Annotated in this window: 17 protein-coding genes; 13 read left to right on the plus strand and 4 right to left on the minus strand. The window is 68.6% G+C overall.

Annotated features, from left to right (window positions below; translation table 11 throughout):
- Nucleotides 1–7: 7 nt before the first annotated feature.
- Both ACTMVF_RS33085 and ACTMVF_RS33090 read right to left on the minus strand, forming a co-directional pair.
- Entirely contained in the window at nt 8–319 is a 312-nt protein-coding gene (locus tag ACTMVF_RS33085) for a PASTA domain-containing protein (protein ID WP_441274771.1), read from the minus strand.
- A gap of 195 nt (nt 320–514) precedes the next feature.
- Nucleotides 515–1,021: a GNAT family N-acetyltransferase gene (locus ACTMVF_RS33090; RefSeq protein WP_441274772.1), complete on the minus strand. Its 507-nt coding sequence runs from the start codon at nt 1,019–1,021 to the stop codon at nt 515–517.
- A 98-nt stretch (nt 1,022–1,119) separates the two neighbouring features.
- Here ACTMVF_RS33090 and ACTMVF_RS33095 point away from each other — a divergent pair, with 98 nt between their 5' ends.
- Nucleotides 1,120–2,439: a geranylgeranyl reductase family protein gene (locus tag ACTMVF_RS33095; RefSeq protein WP_441274773.1), complete on the plus strand. Its 1,320-nt coding sequence runs from the start codon at nt 1,120–1,122 to the stop codon at nt 2,437–2,439.
- An 11-nt stretch (nt 2,440–2,450) separates the two neighbouring features.
- On the opposite strand, the gene def is transcribed toward ACTMVF_RS33095, so the two are convergent.
- On the minus strand, nt 2,451–3,077 hold the full coding sequence (def, locus tag ACTMVF_RS33100; protein WP_441274774.1) for a peptide deformylase: 627 nt from the start codon (nt 3,075–3,077) through the stop codon (nt 2,451–2,453).
- A gap of 121 nt (nt 3,078–3,198) precedes the next feature.
- Here def and ACTMVF_RS33105 point away from each other — a divergent pair, with 121 nt between their 5' ends.
- Nucleotides 3,199–5,025: a hydroxysqualene dehydroxylase gene (locus tag ACTMVF_RS33105; RefSeq protein ID WP_441274775.1), complete on the plus strand. Its 1,827-nt coding sequence runs from the start codon at nt 3,199–3,201 to the stop codon at nt 5,023–5,025.
- A 97-nt stretch (nt 5,026–5,122) separates the two neighbouring features.
- On the opposite strand, the gene ACTMVF_RS33110 is transcribed toward ACTMVF_RS33105, so the two are convergent.
- A complete protein-coding gene (locus ACTMVF_RS33110) occupies nt 5,123–5,956 on the minus strand; it encodes a C40 family peptidase (protein WP_441274776.1) in 834 nt (277 codons plus the stop codon).
- Between the two features lie 711 nt (nt 5,957–6,667).
- On the opposite strand from ACTMVF_RS33110, the gene ACTMVF_RS33115 reads away from it, so the two are divergent.
- The 11 genes from ACTMVF_RS33115 to nuoK are packed head-to-tail and all read left to right on the plus strand — an operon-like array spanning nt 6,668 to nt 17,521.
- Nucleotides 6,668–7,027 (plus strand): NADH-quinone oxidoreductase subunit A, encoded by a 360-nt coding sequence (locus ACTMVF_RS33115; RefSeq protein WP_003974383.1) that lies wholly within the window; start codon nt 6,668–6,670, stop codon nt 7,025–7,027.
- A gap of 13 nt (nt 7,028–7,040) precedes the next feature.
- Nucleotides 7,041–7,595 carry a NuoB/complex I 20 kDa subunit family protein gene (locus tag ACTMVF_RS33120; RefSeq protein ID WP_003998928.1) on the plus strand — a complete coding sequence of 185 codons (555 nt, stop codon included), beginning with the start codon at nt 7,041–7,043 and terminating at the stop codon, nt 7,593–7,595.
- The gene (locus tag ACTMVF_RS33125) at nt 7,592–8,353 is read left to right on the plus strand and encodes an NADH-quinone oxidoreductase subunit C (RefSeq protein ID WP_441274777.1); all 762 of its coding nucleotides are present in this window, start codon (nt 7,592–7,594) and stop codon (nt 8,351–8,353) included. The genes ACTMVF_RS33120 and ACTMVF_RS33125 overlap by 4 nt, the downstream gene beginning before the upstream one ends.
- Nucleotides 8,350–9,672, plus strand: a complete 1,323-nt coding sequence (locus ACTMVF_RS33130) for an NADH-quinone oxidoreductase subunit D (RefSeq protein ID WP_356572273.1) — start codon at nt 8,350–8,352, stop codon at nt 9,670–9,672. Before ACTMVF_RS33125 ends, ACTMVF_RS33130 begins: the two co-directional genes overlap by 4 nt.
- The gene (nuoE, locus tag ACTMVF_RS33135; RefSeq protein ID WP_441274778.1) at nt 9,669–10,541 is read left to right on the plus strand and encodes an NADH-quinone oxidoreductase subunit NuoE; all 873 of its coding nucleotides are present in this window, start codon (nt 9,669–9,671) and stop codon (nt 10,539–10,541) included. Before ACTMVF_RS33130 ends, nuoE begins: the two co-directional genes overlap by 4 nt.
- The gene (nuoF, locus tag ACTMVF_RS33140) at nt 10,541–11,890 is read left to right on the plus strand and encodes an NADH-quinone oxidoreductase subunit NuoF (protein ID WP_403339129.1); all 1,350 of its coding nucleotides are present in this window, start codon (nt 10,541–10,543) and stop codon (nt 11,888–11,890) included. Before nuoE ends, nuoF begins: the two co-directional genes overlap by 1 nt.
- Entirely contained in the window at nt 11,887–14,391 is a 2,505-nt protein-coding gene (locus tag ACTMVF_RS33145) for an NADH-quinone oxidoreductase subunit G (protein ID WP_441274779.1), read from the plus strand. Before nuoF ends, ACTMVF_RS33145 begins: the two co-directional genes overlap by 4 nt.
- Nucleotides 14,388–15,752: an NADH-quinone oxidoreductase subunit NuoH gene (gene nuoH / locus ACTMVF_RS33150; RefSeq protein WP_441274780.1), complete on the plus strand. Its 1,365-nt coding sequence runs from the start codon at nt 14,388–14,390 to the stop codon at nt 15,750–15,752. The genes ACTMVF_RS33145 and nuoH overlap by 4 nt, the downstream gene beginning before the upstream one ends.
- On the plus strand, nt 15,745–16,386 hold the full coding sequence (nuoI, locus tag ACTMVF_RS33155; RefSeq protein ID WP_128432956.1) for an NADH-quinone oxidoreductase subunit NuoI: 642 nt from the start codon (nt 15,745–15,747) through the stop codon (nt 16,384–16,386). Before nuoH ends, nuoI begins: the two co-directional genes overlap by 8 nt.
- On the plus strand, nt 16,383–17,225 hold the full coding sequence (locus ACTMVF_RS33160; RefSeq protein WP_441274781.1) for an NADH-quinone oxidoreductase subunit J: 843 nt from the start codon (nt 16,383–16,385) through the stop codon (nt 17,223–17,225). Before nuoI ends, ACTMVF_RS33160 begins: the two co-directional genes overlap by 4 nt.
- On the plus strand, nt 17,222–17,521 hold the full coding sequence (gene nuoK / locus ACTMVF_RS33165; protein ID WP_003998919.1) for an NADH-quinone oxidoreductase subunit NuoK: 300 nt from the start codon (nt 17,222–17,224) through the stop codon (nt 17,519–17,521). Before ACTMVF_RS33160 ends, nuoK begins: the two co-directional genes overlap by 4 nt.
- The last annotated feature ends 3 nt before the right edge of the window (nt 17,522–17,524 follow it).

A 17,524-nucleotide genomic window follows, 5' to 3' on the forward strand; every position in this document is an offset into this window, starting at 1 on the left:
GCAGGCTTCAAGCGGAGCTGACGACGGGGTACGGGTCTCCGGGCTCGTCGAGTTCGCGCTCCATCCCGCCCTTCGGCGGCCACGGGATGCGTGGCTCGCGTACGCCTCCGCCACCCTCACCCTCGCCGAAGTCGAACCAGACGTAGACCATCGAGTCCCGCGGCACCTCGGCGCCAGGCTGGGGGTATTGGCGTACGACGTAGTCGACGACGGTGCGATGGAAGTCCGGCCGGTCCGGCGCGTTGAGGAGCAGGCCGTGCGACTTCGCTGCCTCGCGCGCGTCCATGGCCATCAGTCCGACGAACCTCGGTACGCGCACCTCGGGCGTTTTGGGTGTTATACGCACAGATGTCACCCCCAGCGGTACAGGCAGGGTAACCGTCCGAGGGTGTCACCCGGAAGCGTCAAGTACCTTTCTGTAGCAGTCGATTACTCAGGGTCACAAATGGCCCGCGAAGAGCCGTGCCACGCAGAGCCGAGCCGCGCAGAGCCGAGCCGAGCCGCGAATCCGGCGTCACAGATCGAGCCGGTAGCAGTGCCCCTGCTGCCGCGCATCCGGTGTGGCGAACACCTCGGCGAGCCGCATCTCCAGCCGCCGCGTCACCGCGATCGACCGCTCGTTGCGGGCGTCGACCATCGCCACCACGCTCGGCACCCCGGCCGCCCGCACCCGCTCCAGCGTCAACCGCGCGGCCGCCGTGACGTATCCCTTGCCCCAGTACTCCCGCCCGAGTCGCCACCCGATCTCGATCTCCCCCGTGGGTCCCCAGGGCCGCTCCCACGGCTGGGCTCCGGTGAAGCCGACGACCTGCTCGTTCTCGTCGAGCATGGTCCACAGGCAGAACCCGAGCACGGCGTCGTGCCGGCGCTGGCGGGCGGTGAGCTCCTCGTAGACGGACAGCTCCGCGGCCCGGCCGCCGTGAAACTCCATGACATCGGGGTGGGCGAACACCCGGTGCCAGGCGACGGCGTCCTCGTCGGTGGGGACACGGAGCCGTACGACAGGGAGAGCTCGGTTCACGGAGGTAGCCCTTCAGCCGGGTGATCAATGCTGCTGAATAGACTGCCCATGTCCAGTGCCGGTCGGCACACAGATTTCGAACTTGGGGAGATCCCGACGTGACCGACGTGACCGAGCCACTCTCCTCACCTGACTCCCCGCCCCTCTCCGAGAACACCGCCGATGTGATCGTCGTGGGCGCGGGGCCGGCCGGCTCCACGACGGCGTACCACCTGGCCAAGTCCGGCCTCGACGTCCTCCTGCTGGAGAAGACCGAGTTCCCGAGGGAGAAGGTCTGCGGTGACGGCCTCACCCCGCGTGCGGTCAAACAACTGGTGGCGATGGGCATCGACATCTCCGAGGAAGCCGGCTGGCTGCGCAACAAGGGCCTGCGGATCATCGGCGGCGGCGTTCGCCTCCAGCTGGACTGGCCCGACCTCGCCTCCTTCCCCGACTACGGCCTCGTCCGCAAGCGCGACGACTTCGACGAGCAACTCGCCCGCCAGGCCCAGAAGGCCGGCGCCCGGCTGTACGAGCGCTGCAACGTCGGCGCCCCGATCATCGACGACCGCACCGGCCGCATCACCGGCGTCCACGCCAAGCTCGGCGAGGAGAAGCGCGAGGTCACCTTCCACGCGCCCCTGGTGGTCGCCGCAGACGGCAACTCCACGCGCCTGTCCCTGGCGATGGGCCTGCACCGCCGCGAGGACCGCCCGATGGGCGTGGCCGTACGGACGTATTTCGAAAGTCCCCGCCACGAGGACGACTACCTGGAGTCCTGGCTGGAACTGTGGGACCGCCGCGGCCCCGGCGAGGACCGCCTCCTCCCCGGCTACGGCTGGATCTTCGGCATGGGCGACGGTACGTCGAACGTCGGCCTCGGCGTCCTGAACACCTCCGACTCCTTCAAGGAACTGGACTGGCGCGAGGTCCTGAAGGCCTGGTGCGCCTCCATGCCGGAGGACTGGGGCTACACCCCGGACAACATGACCGGCCCGATCCGCGGCGCCGCCCTCCCCATGGCCTTCAACCGCCAACCGCACTACACCAAGGGCCTGCTGCTGGTCGGCGACGCCGGCGGTCTGGTGAACCCCTTCAACGGCGAGGGCATCGCCTACGCCATGGAGTCCGGCCAGATCGCCGCCGACGTCATCGTCCAGGCCCACGCCCGCTCGACCCCGGCCGGGCGTGAACTCGCCCTCCAGCGCTACCCGCGCGTCCTGAAGGACACCTACGGCGGCTACTACACGCTGGGCCGCGCTTTCGTGAAGCTCATCGGCAACCCGAAGGTCATGAAGATCGCGGCCCAGCGCGGCCTGACCCACCCGCTGCTGATGAAGTTCACCCTGAAGCTCCTGGCCAACCTCACCGACCCGACGGGCGGCGACGCGATGGACCGGATCATCAACGGGCTGAGCAAGGTGGCACCGAAGGCCTGACCCGGCGGCGACTAGCCGTTGAGGGCCTCGATGTTGGCGGCCCGGCGTGCGAAGACCTTCTCCCGCCGGTCCGCCACCTGCCGCAGCGCGTCCTTGCGTTCGCGCTTGGAGAGCCGGTCCAGGTAGACATGGCCGCTGACGTGGTCGGTCTCATGGGCGAGGCAGCGGGCGAAGTACCCCGTGCCCTCGATCACCAGCGGCTCGCCGTCCTTGTCGTACCCGCGCACCACGGCCCGGTCCGGACGCGGGACCTCCATCACCGCGCCCGGCACGGAGAGGCAGCCCTCGCTGTCGTCGAGCAGCCTGCGCCCGGCCGGGTCGAGCGGCTCCAGCACCGGGTTCACGATGTGCCCGACATGCCGGACTCCGTCGTCGTCCGGGCAGTCGTACACGAACAGCCGCAGATCGACGCCGACCTGGTTCGCCGCCAGTCCCGCCCCGTCGGCGATGTACATCGTCAGGAACATGTCGTCGATGAGCGCGGCGAGATCGGGCCCGAACTCGGTGACATCCCGGCACGGCTTGTGCAGGACCTCTTCCCCCACTTCGGTGATCCTGCGCACCGACCCGCGCCGGGCCTCGGGCGCGAGCGGCGGATACGACTCGACGGGCCTGCCTTGCACGAAAACGCTGGGCATCGCTGTTTCCTTGTTGGCCTAGTCCTGGTTGTCCTAGTGCTGTTGCGCGTTGTGAGGATGCTGTAGCCGGCGAAGAAACGGGCTTCCGACCTCCGCGGACCCTCCCTACGCTCACGGACTCATGACAACAGAACACACGCAGGAGCCCCAGGAGAAGACAGGTCACTCGCGATCCGGCCACTCCCGCAGACGCTTTCTGGCCGGTGCCGGGGGAGTCGCCGGCGCCCTCGCCTTATGGTCGGCGGGAAGCGCCAAGGCGGCGTCGGGCAAGAGCGTCGCCGTCCTCGGCGGCGGAGTCTCCGGCCTGAGCGCCGCCCACGAACTCGCCGAACGCGGCTACACGGTCACCGTCTACGAGTACTACGACACCCTCGGCGGCAAGGCCCGCTCGATGCCCGTCCCCGGCACGGCGGCCGGCGGCCGTGCGGACCTCCCCGCCGAGCACGGCTTCCGTTTCTTCCCCGGCTTCTACCGGAACCTGCCGGACACCATGCGCCGCATCCCCGTCCCCGGCAACGCGAACGGCGTCCACGACAACCTCCGCAGCGGCACCGAGGCCCTGTTCGCTCGCTCCGGCGGCCGCCCCGACCTGCACTTCCCGCTCCGCCGCGCCACCACCCCACCCCGCCCCGGCGACCTCACCCTCAGCTGGATCCGCGACCAGCTCCTCTCGGTGCTGGACCTGGGCACCCGCCTCCCCGCCCACGAGGCCGCCTACTTCGCCGACCGGCTCCTGGTCCACCTCACCAGCTGCGACGCCCGCCGTGAGGAGGTGTGGGAGAAAGTGGCGTGGTGGGACTTCATCCGCGCCGAGGAGATGAGCGAGGAGTACCGGACCGTCCTCGGCATCGGCCAGACCCGCAATCTGGTCGCCACCCGCGCGGAGGTGGCGTCCACCCGAACCGTCGGCCGCGTCATCATCGAGGCCCTGCTCCTGTGGGGCCTGCTCGGCCGCGGCATGGACGGCGACGCCGACATCGACCGCATCCTCAACGCCCCCACCAGCGAGGCCTGGATCGACCCCTGGGAGGCCCATCTGCGCTCCCTCGGCGTCCGATTCGTCCTCGGTACCCAGGCCCACGAGGTCCTCTACGACGGCGGCCGGGTGACCGGCGTCCGCGTCTCGGCCCGCGACGGCTCCGACGAACGGACGGTCACCGCCGACCACTACATCTGCGCGCTGCCCGTCGAGCACGCGCGCGTGACATGGGGCCCCGCCCTGCGCGCGGCCGACCCGCAGCTCGCGAAGTGCGACGCGCTGCAGACGGACTGGATGACCGGCGTGATGTTCTACCTGCGCACGCCCACACCCGTCGTGCACGGCCACATCAACTGCCTCGACTCACCTTGGTCGGTGACCGGCATCGGCCAGGCCCAGTTCTGGGACGGACGGGACTTCTCGCGCGACTACGGCGACGGCCGGGCCCACGACTGCCTCTCCGCGATCATCTCGGAATGGGACAAGCCCGGCATCCTGTACGGCAAGACGGCCAAGGAGTGCACCAAGGAGGAGGTCGTCGCCGAACTCTGGGCCCAGCTGAAGGACGGCCTGAACGACGCCGGCAAGACCACACTCCGGGACGAGGACCGCCTCGGCTGGTTCATGGACCCGGCGGTGACGGGCCTGGGCGGCCCCGACCCGCAGAACCGCGAGCAGCTCCTCATCCACCCCACGGGCACTCTCTACAACCGCCCCACGGCCCGCACCAAGGTCCCGAACTTCTTCCTCGCGGGCGACTACGTCCGCACGGACGTCGACCTGGCGACGATGGAGGGCGCCAACGAATCCGCCCGCCTGGCCGTCAACGCCCTCCTGGAAGCGGACGATTCGGACACCGAGCGCTGCCGGATCTGGGAGCTGTACCGGCCCCCGGAGCTGGAGCCGCTGAAGCGCGTCGACGAGGTGCGCTACAAGCTGGGCCTGCCCAACACCTTCGACCTGGGCTGAGACGGAAGGGTTCTCGGGTGAGCCGATAGGGCTCCCGGCCGAGACGTAAGGGCCGCTGCCCCCGAGCGGCTGCGGCCCTTACGGTGATCCCTGCGACTCAGAGGACGCGCACCGCGCCCGACGCCGGGTACCCGGACAGGTCCTGGATGACGACGCCCTTGGAGGGGTTGGCCGCGTCCAGGTACTGGCCGTTACCGATGTAGACGCCCACGTGGTACGCCGAGCCCTTGCCGCCCCAGTACAGGATGTCGCCGACCTGGATCTGCGAGAGCGGGATGTCGGTGCCGGCCATCGACTGGTCCTGCGAGACCCGCGGCAGGTCGACGCCGACCTGCTTGAACGCGGCCTGGACCAGGCTGGAGCAGTCCCACGCGTTGGGGCCGGTGGCACCCAGGACGTACGCGTCGCCGACCTGTGCCCGGAGGAAGGAGATGACGGTCGCGACGCTGCCGCTGGCGGGAGCGGCCACGTCCGTGCTCGTGCTCGCGGAAGCGGACAGGGTGGTCCGCTCGGCGCTGCGCGAGGCGGCGGCCTCTGCGGCGGCCCGGCGGGCCTCCTCGGCCTTCTTCTTCGCCTCGGCCTTCTTCTTGGCCTCCGCGAGGTCCTTCTTGGCTTCCTTGGCCGCCGCGGCGGCGGCCGCGTCACGCTCGGCGTCGAGCTCGTAGTTCGCCGCCGCCAGCTGAGTGGCGTCCGCGGACTGGGCGAGCTGGTCCGCCAGGTCACCCGTGAGGGTGGGCAGTTCGATGGTCTGCGTAACCGGCTCGGCGGCGTTCGCCGTGGCCGCAGCGCCTGCCGCTGCCATGCTGAGGACGCCACCGGCAACTCCGGCACGCATCGCGATGGTCGTCGATGCGCCGCGGCGGGGCTTCCGGTGGCTACGTATGTGAGCGGTGTGGGACATGAGAACAACCGGTATCAGGGGCTCCTCCATACCTTCAAGAAACGTGGGCTGCGCCACAATTACTCAATCGCGGCCCCAATTTCCCGGTGGGCCGCCCTTTATTGACGCCGTAACGGACATTGCGGACCCCCTCGATCCCGCCCGTGATCACGGACTTTCATCATTAAGTCCGAATTGCCCATCGCCTACCACTTGTTGGGACCGGTGGCCAAGCCCGGTTCTCAGGGTCTCGTGCCGGTGTGGCAGAGGTCACGCAACGGTTACGGCAATGTGCGCGTCCCGTGCCCGGATCCCGCCTCTCGCCGCTCGTGAACGAGTGCACGCGTCCACATCCCGCTGCGAGGCTCCCCCTCATGTGTGAATGCGCCACTATCAAGGCCTCCTGTCCAGGGCCAATTTGCATGCAAGGGAACTCTCTTGATATTGAGACGCCCCTCCCGAGCTGCACCAACGAGCAGAAATGTCACCTCTGGTGATCACCTGGACGCTTCTCGTGTGAAGATCACCGCTCATCCGGCTTCATGATCCTTCGTCAGGTGGTGGAGATCACAAAGCTTGTGCAATACCCCGTGTCGCAGATCACAGAGCGGCGGGCATAAGATGCGAGGCAGTTGGGCTTGTGACCTGCTTCACATGTTCTCGATCTTCGCCGGGACACGCGGGGCTCGTGGGACTGGTGAGGCAGCTGTGGGCCCAGTGCAACCGCCAGCAGTCAGTGCCGACTGAGAGGAGCGAGGAGCGGTGAACGCGTATGCGCCCATCCTCGTACTGGGAGCCCTCGGGGCAGGCTTTGCGATCTTCTCCGTGGTCATGGCCACGCTGATCGGTCCGAAGCGATACAACCGGGCCAAGCTCGAGGCCTACGAGTGCGGTATCGAGCCGACCCCCACGCCGGCCGGCGGCGGGCGCTTCCCCATCAAGTACTACCTGACGGCGATGCTCTTCATCATTTTCGATATCGAGATCGTCTTCCTCTACCCCTGGGCCGTCACCTTCGACGCCCTGGGGATTTTCGGGCTCGTGGAGATGCTGCTCTTCGTGCTCACCGTCTTCGTCGCGTACGCGTACGTATGGCGGCGCGGCGGCCTGGAATGGGACTGAGGGGCCTTAGGACATGGGACTCGAAGAAAAGCTGCCGAGCGGATTCCTGCTGACCACCGTCGAGCAGGCCGCGGGCTGGGTGCGCAAGGCGTCCGTTTTTCCGGCCACCTTCGGCCTCGCCTGCTGCGCCATCGAGATGATGACCACCGGCGCCGGCCGCTACGACCTGGCGCGCTTCGGCATGGAGGTCTTCCGCGGCTCGCCGCGCCAGGCCGACCTGATGATCGTCGCCGGCCGGGTCAGCCAGAAGATGGCGCCGGTGCTGAGGCAGGTCTACGACCAGATGCCGAACCCCAAGTGGGTGATCTCCATGGGGGTCTGCGCCTCCTCGGGCGGCATGTTCAACAACTACGCGATCGTCCAGGGCGTCGACCACATCGTCCCGGTCGACATCTATCTCCCCGGCTGCCCGCCACGGCCGGAGATGCTGATGGACGCCATCCTCAAGCTGCACCAGAAGATCCAGACCTCCAAGCTCGGCGTGAACGCCGAGGAGGCTGCCCGGGAAGCGGAGGAAGCGGCGCTCAAGGCCCTGCCCACGATCGAGATGAAGGGGCTGCTGCGGTGAGCGACGCCAACGGCACCAACGGGGCGAACGGGTCGAACGGGGTCAACCCCGAGAAGGACCTCAGCGCCTCCAACCTCCCCGGCCAGCGCGGCCAAGGCGGAGAGGAGATCCGCGTCCAGCGCGGCATGTTCGGCGCCAACAACGGCGGCGACACCTCCGGCTACGGAGGCCTAGTCCGCTCGGTCCGGCTCCCGGGCCCGGCGAGCCGTCCCTACGGGGGCTGGTTCGACGAGGTCGCCGACGAACTCGAGGGCGCGCTGGAGGAACAGGGACTCCTCCCCGAGAACGCCATCGAGAAGACGGTCGTCGACCGCGGCGAACTCACCTTCCACATCGAACGCGAGCATCTGGTCCGCGTCGCCCGCACCCTGCGCGACGACCCGGCCCTGCGCTTCGAACTGTGCACCGGCGTCAGCGGCGTCCACTACCTCGGCGACAAGGGCCGCGAGCTGCACGCCGTCTACCACCTGCGCTCGATCACCCACAACCGGCTGATCCGCCTTGAAGTCAGCGCCCCCGACAGCGACCCGCACATCCCGTCGCTGGTCTCCGTGTATCCGACGAACGACTGGCACGAGCGCGAGACGTACGACTTCTTCGGCATCGTCTTCGACGGTCACCCGGCCCTGACGCGGATCATGATGCCGGACGACTGGCAGGGCCACCCGCAGCGCAAGGACTACCCCCTCGGCGGCATCCCCGTCGAGTACAAGGGCGCCCAGATCCCGGCTCCGGACCAGCGGAGGTCGTACTCGTGAGCACGCAGTCAGCATCCGCCCGCGAAACCACCGAGGGCACCGTATATACGGTCACCGGTGGCGACTGGGACGAGGTCGTCCAGGCCGCGGCCCGCGCCGACGACGAGCGCATCGTCCTCAACATGGGTCCGCAGCACCCCTCCACCCACGGAGTGCTCCGCCTGATCCTGGAGATCGACGGGGAGACGGTCACCGAGGCCCGGTGCGGCATCGGCTATCTCCACACCGGGATCGAGAAGAACCTCGAGTACCGGACCTGGACGCAGGGCACCACGTTCGTGACGCGCATGGATTACCTGACGTCCTTCTTCAACGAGACCGCCTACTGTCTCGCCGTCGAGAAGCTCCTCGGCATCGAGGACCAGATCACCGAGCGCGCCAAGATCATCCGGGTGCTCCTGATGGAGCTGAACCGGCTCTCCTCCCACCTGGTGTGCATCGCCACCGGCGGCATGGAGCTCGGTGCCACCACGATCATGATCTACGGATTCCGTGATCGTGAAATGATTCTCGACATCTACGAGCTCATCACGGGCCTGCGGATGAACCACGCGTACATCCGCCCCGGCGGACTCGCCCAGGACCTGCCGCCCGGCGCGGTGGACCAGATCCGCGAGTTCGTGAAGAAGATGAAGAAGAACCTCCCGGAGTACGACAAGCTCGCCACCGGGAACCCCATCTTCAAGGCCCGCATGCAGGACATCGGCTACCTCGACCTGGCCGGCTGCATGGCCCTCGGTGCCACCGGCCCGATCCTGCGCTCCACCGGCCTGCCGCACGACCTGCGCAAGGCACAGCCGTACTGCGACTACGAGACGTACGACTTCGAGATCCCGACCGCCGACACCTGCGACTCCTACGGGCGCTTCCTGATCCGCCTGGAGGAGATGCGCCAGTCGCTCGGGATCGTCGAGCAGTGCCTGGACCGGCTGCAGCCCGGCCCGGTCATGGTCGCCGACAAGAAGATCGCCTGGCCCGCCCAGCTCGCCCTGGGACCGGACGGGCTCGGCAACTCCCTCGACCACATCAAGAAGATCATGGGCACTTCCATGGAGGCCCTGATCCACCACTTCAAGCTGGTCACCGAGGGCTTCCGCGTCCCGCCGGGACAGGCGTACGCGGCCGTCGAGTCGCCCAAGGGCGAACTCGGGGTGCATGCCGTGTCCGACGGCGGCACCCGCCCCTTCCGGGTCCACTTCCGAGACCCGTCCTTCACCAACCTGCAAGCCATGGCGGCGATGTGCGAGGGCGGCCAGGTCGCCGATGTCATCGTCGCCGTCGCGTCCATCGACCCCGTGATGGGAGGCGTCGACCGGTGACCACCTCTTCTTCGGAGCGGGGCGTCAGCCTGGGCATGCCCGAACTGCCCGCGCCCGCATACCCGGACGACGTTCGAGAACGGCTCGAGAGGGACGCGCGCGACGTCATCGCCCGCTACCCGGACTCCCGGTCCGCCCTCCTGCCGTTGCTGCACCTCGTGCAGTCGGAGGAGGGCCATGTCACGCGCACCGGGATGCGGTTCTGCGCGGACATGCTGCACCTGACCACGGCCGAGGTCACCGCGGTCGCCACCTTCTACACCATGTACCGGCGCAAGCCGAGCGGTGACTATCAGGTGGGCGTCTGCACCAACACCCTGTGCGCGGTGATGGGCGGCGACGCGATCTTCGAGGAGCTCCAGGAACACCTGGGCGTCGGCAACGGCGAGACCACCGATGACGGCAAGGTCACCCTGGAGCACATCGAGTGCAACGCGGCCTGCGACTTCGCGCCGGTCGTGATGGTCAACTGGGAGTTCTTCGACAACCAGACCCCGGCGAGCGCCAAGCGCCTCGTCGACGACCTGCGCGCGGGGCGGACCGTCGAGCCGACGCGCGGGGCGCGGCTGTGCACCTTCAAGGAGACCGCGCGGATCCTGGCCGGCTTCCCCGACGAGCGGCCCGGGGCCGTCGAGGCAAGCGGCAGTGCGGGACCGGCCTCGCTGGTGGGCCTCCGCCTGGCCAAGGGAGAGACCGCACCCGCGCGCGTGGTCCATCCGCGGGACGGCGGCCCGCATGACGAGCCGCGGGACAGCGCGGTGCACGAGCCGCCGCCGACCGAGCACCTCAGTTCGCATGACGCGCCGCAGGACACATCGGCATCCGACCCAGCCCACCCGGCAGGGCCTACCGCCGAGGAGGGGGAGTGATGACCTTGGCACCCGAGCTGAAAGACACCAGCCCCGAGAAGCTGCTCGCACCCGTGCTGTCGGCCTTCTGGGACGAGGACAGGTCCTGGACGCTGGACGTCTACCGAAGGCACGAAGGATACGAGGGGCTTCGCAAGGCGCTCGCCATGTCGCCGGACGACCTGATCGCGTACGTCAAGGACTCCGGTCTGCGCGGGCGCGGCGGCGCGGGATTCCCGACGGGAATGAAATGGCAGTTCATTCCCCAGGGTGATGGAAAACCGCACTATCTAGTTGTCAACGCCGACGAATCGGAGCCCGGAACCTGCAAGGACATTCCGCTCCTCTTCGCGAACCCGCATAGCCTCATCGAGGGCATTGTCATCGCGTGTTATGCCATCAGGTCTTCGCATGCCTTCATCTATCTGCGTGGTGAAGTCGTCCCCGTTCTGCGGCGGTTGCACGAGGCCGTGCGCGAGGCCTATGCGGCGGGTTACCTCGGCGAGAACATCCTGGGCAGCGGACTCGACCTCGAACTCACCGTGCACGCCGGCGCCGGCGCGTACATCTGCGGTGAGGAGACCGCACTGCTCGACTCGCTCGAAGGCCGCCGTGGTCAACCGCGGCTTCGTCCCCCCTTCCCTGCGGTGGCAGGTCTCTACGCCTGCCCGACTGTTGTGAACAACGTCGAGTCGATCGCGTCGGTTCCCGCGATTCTGCATCGGGGCAAAGACTGGTTCCGGTCGATGGGCAGCGAGAAGTCCCCGGGCTTCACGCTCTACTCGCTCAGCGGCCATGTCGCGAGCCCCGGCCAGTACGAGGCCCCGCTCGGCATTACACTCCGCCAGCTCCTCGAAATGAGCGGCGGGATGCGCCCTGGCCATCGCCTCAAGTTCTGGACACCGGGCGGCTCCTCGACGCCGATGTTCACCGACGAGCACCTCGACGTCCCTCTTGATTACGAAGGAGTGGGCGCCGCGGGTTCCATGCTCGGCACGAAAGCGCTCCAGTGCTTCGACGAGACGACCTGCGTCGTACGCGCCGTCACCCGCTGGACGGAGTTCTACGCCCACGAGTCCTGCGGCAAGTGCACGCCCTGCCGCGAAGGCACGTACTGGCTCGTGCAGTTGCTGCGTGACATCGAGGCCGGCAAGGGCGTGATGAGTGACCTCGACAAGCTGAACGACATCGCCGACAACATCAACGGCAAGTCCTTCTGCGCTCTCGGTGACGGTGCCGCCTCGCCGATCTTCTCCTCGCTCAAGTACTTCCGCGAGGAGTACGAGCAGCACATCACGGGCCGCGGCTGCCCCTTCGACCCGGCCAAGTCGACGGCCTGGGCCGACCACCGCACGGAGGTGAACGCATGACCGTGACCACGAGCGCTCCCTCCGGGGGCGGAGAGGCGGCGGTCCCGCCGGAAGATCTCGTCTCGCTGACCATCGACGGCGTCGAGATCAGCGTGCCCAAGGGCACCCTGGTCATCCGGGCCGCCGAGCAACTCGGCATCGAGATCCCCCGCTTCTGCGACCACCCGCTCCTCGACCCGGCCGGCGCCTGCCGCCAGTGCATCGTCGAGGTCGAGGGCCAGCGCAAGCCGATGGCGTCCTGCACCATCACGTGCACCGACGGCATGGTCGTGAAGACCCACCTCACCTCTCCGGTCGCCGAGAAGGCCCAGAAGGGTGTGATGGAGCTCCTGCTCATCAACCACCCGCTGGACTGCCCCGTCTGCGACAAGGGCGGCGAGTGCCCGCTGCAGAACCAGGCGATGTCGCACGGCCACGCCGAGTCCCGCTTCGAGGGACGGAAGCGGACGTACGAGAAGCCCGTACCGATCTCCACGCAGGTGCTGCTCGACCGTGAGCGGTGCGTGCTGTGCGCCCGCTGCACCCGGTTCTCCAACCAGGTCGCGGGCGACCCGATGATCGAGCTGGTCGAGCGGGGCGCGCTCCAGCAGGTCGGCACCGGTGAGGGCGACCCCTTCGAGTCGTACTTCTCCGGCAACACCATCCAGATCTGCCCGGTCGGCGCGCTGACGTCGGCGGCGTACCGGTTCCGCTCCCGCCCCTTCGACCTCGTTTCCTCGCCGTCGGTGTGCGAGCACTGCTCCGGCGGCTGCGCGACGCGTACGGATCACCGGCGTGGCAAGGTCATGCGGCGGCTCGCGGCCAACGACCCCGAGGTCAACGAGGAGTGGATCTGCGACAAGGGCCGGTTCGCGTTCCGCTACGCCCAGCAGCGCGACCGGCTTCAGACACCGCTCGTACGCAACGCCGAGGGCGACCTCGAACCGGCCTCCTGGCCGGAGGCGCTGCAGATCGCGGCCCAGGGACTGCTCGCCTCACGCGGCCGGACCGGCGTCCTGACCGGCGGTCGGCTCACCATCGAGGACGCTTACGCGTACAGCAAGTTCGCGCGCGTGGCGCTCGACACCAACGACATCGACTTCCGCGCGCGCGTGCACAGCGGCGAGGAGGCCGACTTCCTCGCCGCGCGGGTCGCCGGTCACGGCCGTGACCTCGACGGTACGGGCGTCACGTACACCCTCCTGGAGAAGGCGCCGGCCGTTCTGCTGGCCGGGTTCGAGGCCGAGGAGGAGGCGCCCGGCATCTTCCTGCGACTGCGCAAGGCCTGGCGCAAGCACGGCCAGAAGGTCTTCTCGCTCGCCACGCACGCGACGCGCGGTCTGGAGAAGGCCGGCGGCACGCTGCTGCCCGCCGCTCCCGGCACCGAGACCGAGTGGCTGGACGCGCTCGCGAGCGGTGCCGGCCTGGAGGGGGACGGGGCGAGGGCGGCCGAGGCGCTGCGCACCGAGGGCGCGGTGATCGTCGTCGGTGAGCGACTGGCCGCTGTGGCGGGCGGGCTCACCGCCGCCGGACGGGCCGCGGCCGCGACCGGCGCCCAGCTGGTGTGGATCCCACGCCGGGCGGGGGAGCGCGGTGCCGTCGAGGCCGGTGCGCTGCCGACGCTGCTGCCGGGTGGACGTCCCGCGACCGACCCACGCGCGCGTGAGGAGGTCGCCGCAGTCTGGGGGCTCGCCGAACTCCCGCACCGCTACGGCCGCGACACCGGACAGATCGTCGAGGCCGCCGCAACGGGCGAACTCCAGGCCCTGCTGGTCGCGGGCGTCGAAGTCGCCGACCTGCCCGATCCGGCACGCGCGCGTGAGGCGCTCGCCGAGGTCGGCTTCGTGGTGTCGCTGGAGCTGCGGCCCGGTGAGGTGACCGAGCTCGCCGATGTCGTGCTGCCCGTCGCCGCGGTCGCCGAGAAGGCGGGAACCTTCCTCAACTGGGAGGGCCGGGTGCGGTTCTTCGAGGCCGCGCTCAAACCCGACCACATGACCCGCCGCCTGGCCCCGACCGACGCGCGCGTGCTGCAGATGCTGGCCGACGCCATGGACGTACACCTGGGTCTGCCGGATCTGCGCACCACGCGCGCGGAGATCGACCGGCTCGGCGCCTGGGACGGACCGCGGGCCACCGACCCCCTGGAGATCGCGGCCCAGTTGCCGCGACCGGCCGCCGGTGAGGCCGTTCTGGCCGGGCACCGGCTGCTGCTCGACCAGGGCCTCCTCCAGGCGGGCGACGAAGCGCTCGCCGGCACCCGGCACGCGGCCCACGCGCGCTTGTCGGCCGCCACGGCCGCCGAGGCCGGCGTCAAGGACGGCGACATGCTTGCCGTGACCGGCACCGCCGGAGTCGTCGAACTCCCGCTGCAGATCACGGAGATGCCCGACCGGGTGGTGTGGCTCCCGCTGAACTCCGTGGGCAGTGGCGTCGCCTCCGACACCGGGGCGCTGCCCGGCTCACTCGTCCGCATCGGCCCGGCGACCCTCGGGTCCGAGGCCCCTCAGGAGGTGGAGGCATGAGCCCTTTCCTCGCCGCTGAAGACCTCTCGATGTTCGGCCGCGACCCCTGGTGGCTGGTCGTCATCAAGGCGGTGTTCTGCTTCGCCTTCCTGATGGTGACCGTGCTGTTCTCCATCGTCTGGGAGCGCAAGGTCGTCGCCTGGATGCAGCTGCGCATCGGCCCCAACCGGCACGGCCCCTGGGGAATGCTCCAGTCGCTCGCCGACGGCATCAAGCTGATGCTCAAGGAAGACGTCATCGTCAAACGCGCGGACAAGGTGGTCTACGTCCTCGCCCCGATCGTCGCGGCCATCCCGGCCTTCATGGCGATCGCGGTGATTCCCTTCGGCCCGGCCGGCAACGAGATCTCGATCTTCGGTCACCGCACCACCATGCAGCTCACCGACCTGCCGATCGCGATGCTCTACATCCTCGCCGTCGCCTCGGTCGGTATCTACGGCATCGTGCTGGCCGGTTGGAGTTCCGGATCGACGTATCCGCTGCTCGGTGGCCTGCGGTCCTGCGCCCAGATGATCTCGTACGAGATCGCCATGGGCGCCGCCTTCGCCTCGGTGTTCCTCTACTCCGGGTCGATGTCGACCTCGGCGATCGTCGAGGCGCAGCAGGATCGCTGGTACATCGTCCTGCTGCCGGTCTCCTTCCTGATCTACATCGTGACGATGGTCGGCGAGACCAACCGCGCCCCGTTCGACATGCCGGAATCCGAGGGCGACCTGGTCGGCGGCTTCAACACCGAGTACTCGTCGATCAAGTTCGCGATGTTCATGCTCGCCGAGTACGTGAACATGGTGACGGTCTCGGCGGTGTCCGTGACGCTCTTCCTGGGCGGCTGGCGGGCGCCGTACCCGGTCAGCACCTTCTGGGAGGGCGCGAACCACGGCTGGTGGCCGCTGCTCTGGTTCGTGATCAAGGTCCAGCTGCTGCTGTTCTTCTTCATCTGGCTGCGCGGCACGCTGCCTCGCGTCCGCTACGACCAGCTGATGAAGCTCGGCTGGAAGGTCCTCATCCCGGTCTCCGTCGTGTGGCTGATGCTCGTCGCGACCGTGCGGACTCTCCGGAACGAGAACTACGACTTCGCCGACATCGCCCTCTACGTCGGTGGCGGCGTCCTCGCGCTGCTGCTCCTCTCCTTCGTCGCGGACATGTTCCGCGAGCGGACGAAGGCGGGCGCCCAACCCGTCGAGGAACCCGCCGGCTTCGACGCGATGGCGGGCGGATTCCCCGTCCCGCCACTGCCCGGACAGGAGCTTCCACCGGTGCCTCGGCGCCGCTCGCGCCGCGAGCGGGAGCTGATTGTCAGTGGTGGGCCCGATACTCAGAGTGATGGATCTCTGGATGGAAAGGAGGCGTCCGATGGCTGAGGAACCCAAGGAGACCAAGCCCGGTTTCATGAACCCCGTCGCAGGCTTCGGCGTGACCTTCAAGGCCATGTTCAAGAAGCGGCTGACCGAGCAGTACCCGGAGCAGCAGAAGACCACCGCTCCCCGCTTCCACGGACGGCACCAGCTCAACCGCCATCCGGACGGCTTGGAGAAGTGCGTCGGCTGCGAGCTGTGCGCCTGGGCCTGCCCCGCCGACGCCATCTATGTGGAGGGCGCCGACAACACCGACGAGGAGCGCTACTCGCCGGGCGAGCGGTACGGCCGCGTCTACCAGATCAACTACGCCCGTTGCATCCTGTGCGGCCTGTGCATCGAGGCGTGCCCCACGCGCGCGTTGACGATGACGAACGAGTTCGAGCTGGCCGACTCCAGCCGCGCCAACCTCATCTACACCAAGGAGCAACTGCTCGCCGGTCTCGAGGACGGCATGGTCGACACCCCGCACGCCATCTACCCGGGGACCGACGAGCAGGACTACTACCGGGGTCTGGTGACGGAGGCCGCGCCCGGCACCGAGCGCCAAGTGGCCCTATCCAAGGGCGAGGTCCCGCAGGAGGCCGCCACAACCTTCGGTGAGGACGAACCGGCGTCCGAGAAGGTGATCGGCCGATGACCGAGCAACTCGCCGCCTACTCCACCTCCACCGGAGAGGCCTTCCAGTTCTGGATCCTCGGCACCGTCGCCGTCATCGGCGCCCTGTGCACCGTCTTCATGAAGAAGGCCGTGCACAGTGCGCTCTGTCTCGCCGGGACCATGATCATCCTGGCGGTCTTCTACCTCGCCAACGGCGCCTACTTCCTGGGCATCGTGCAGATCGTCGTCTACACCGGCGCGATCATGATGCTGTTCCTGTTCGTGGTGATGCTCGTCGGCGTCACGGCCGCGGACTCCCTGAAGGAGACCATCAAGGGCCAGCGCTGGCTGGCCCTTCTCTGCGGGCTGGGCTTCGGCATCCTGCTGGTCGGAGGCATCGGCAACGCCTCGATCACGGAGTTCAACGGCCTCGCCCAGGCGAATGCGAACGGCAATGTGGAGGGCCTCGCGGTCCTCCTCTTCACCAAGTACGTGTTCGCCTTCGAGATCACCGGTGCCCTCCTGATCACGGCCGCCGTCGGCGCCATGGTGCTCACCCACCGCGAGCGCACCGAGCGCGCCAAGACGCAGCGCGAGCTGTCCGAACAGCGCGTCCGCGAAGGCAAGCACGTCCCGCCGCTGCCGGCGCCCGGCGTGTACGCCCGGCACAACGCGGTCGACATCGCGGGCCTGCTGCCCGACGGCACCCCCTCCGACCTCACGGTCAGCAAGACGCTGCGCGAGCGCGGCCAGATCCGGGACGTGTCCACCGAGGCGCTCAACGACCTCAGGGCTCTGGAACAGCGCGCGGAGGAGCGGCTGGAGCGGACCGCGATCGAGCCGTCGACCTTCAAGCGGCCCGAGGAGGCGTCCAAGTGAACCCCGTCAACTACCTCTACCTGGCCGCCCTGTTGTTCACGATCGGCGCCACCGGCGTGCTGATCAGGCGCAACGCGATCGTCGTCTTCATGTGCATCGAGCTCATGCTCAACGCCTGCAACCTCACGCTCGTCGCCTTCTCCCGGATGCACGGCAATCTCGACGGCCAGATCATCGCCTTCTTCACGATGGTCGTCGCCGCCGCGGAGGTCGTGGTCGGGCTCGCGATCATCGTGTCGCTGTTCCGTTCCCGCCACTCGGCCTCGGTCGACGACGCCAGCCTGATGAAGCTCTAAGGG

The organism is Streptomyces sp. SD31, assembly GCF_052068475.1.
Taxonomy (GTDB): Bacteria; Actinomycetota; Actinomycetes; order Streptomycetales; family Streptomycetaceae; genus Streptomyces.

What these genes read in the sequence shown, in the direction of transcription:
- ACTMVF_RS33145 (WP_441274779.1), top strand. Translation starts at nt 11,887, where the DNA reads ATGACCGTGACCACGAGCGCTCCCTCCGGGGGCGGAGAGGCGGCGGTC.
- ACTMVF_RS33160 (WP_441274781.1), top strand. Translation starts at nt 16,383, where the DNA reads ATGACCGAGCAACTCGCCGCCTACTCCACCTCCACCGGAGAGGCCTTC.
- nuoF (WP_403339129.1), top strand. Translation starts at nt 10,541, where the DNA reads ATGACCTTGGCACCCGAGCTGAAAGACACCAGCCCCGAGAAGCTGCTC.
- ACTMVF_RS33105 (WP_441274775.1), top strand. Translation starts at nt 3,199, where the DNA reads ATGACAACAGAACACACGCAGGAGCCCCAGGAGAAGACAGGTCACTCG.
- ACTMVF_RS33120 (WP_003998928.1), top strand. Translation starts at nt 7,041, where the DNA reads ATGGGACTCGAAGAAAAGCTGCCGAGCGGATTCCTGCTGACCACCGTC.
- nuoI (WP_128432956.1), top strand. Translation starts at nt 15,745, where the DNA reads ATGGCTGAGGAACCCAAGGAGACCAAGCCCGGTTTCATGAACCCCGTC.
- nuoH (WP_441274780.1), top strand. Translation starts at nt 14,388, where the DNA reads ATGAGCCCTTTCCTCGCCGCTGAAGACCTCTCGATGTTCGGCCGCGAC.
- ACTMVF_RS33110 (WP_441274776.1), bottom strand. Translation starts at nt 5,956, where the DNA reads ATGGAGGAGCCCCTGATACCGGTTGTTCTCATGTCCCACACCGCTCAC.
- def (WP_441274774.1), bottom strand. Translation starts at nt 3,077, where the DNA reads ATGCCCAGCGTTTTCGTGCAAGGCAGGCCCGTCGAGTCGTATCCGCCG.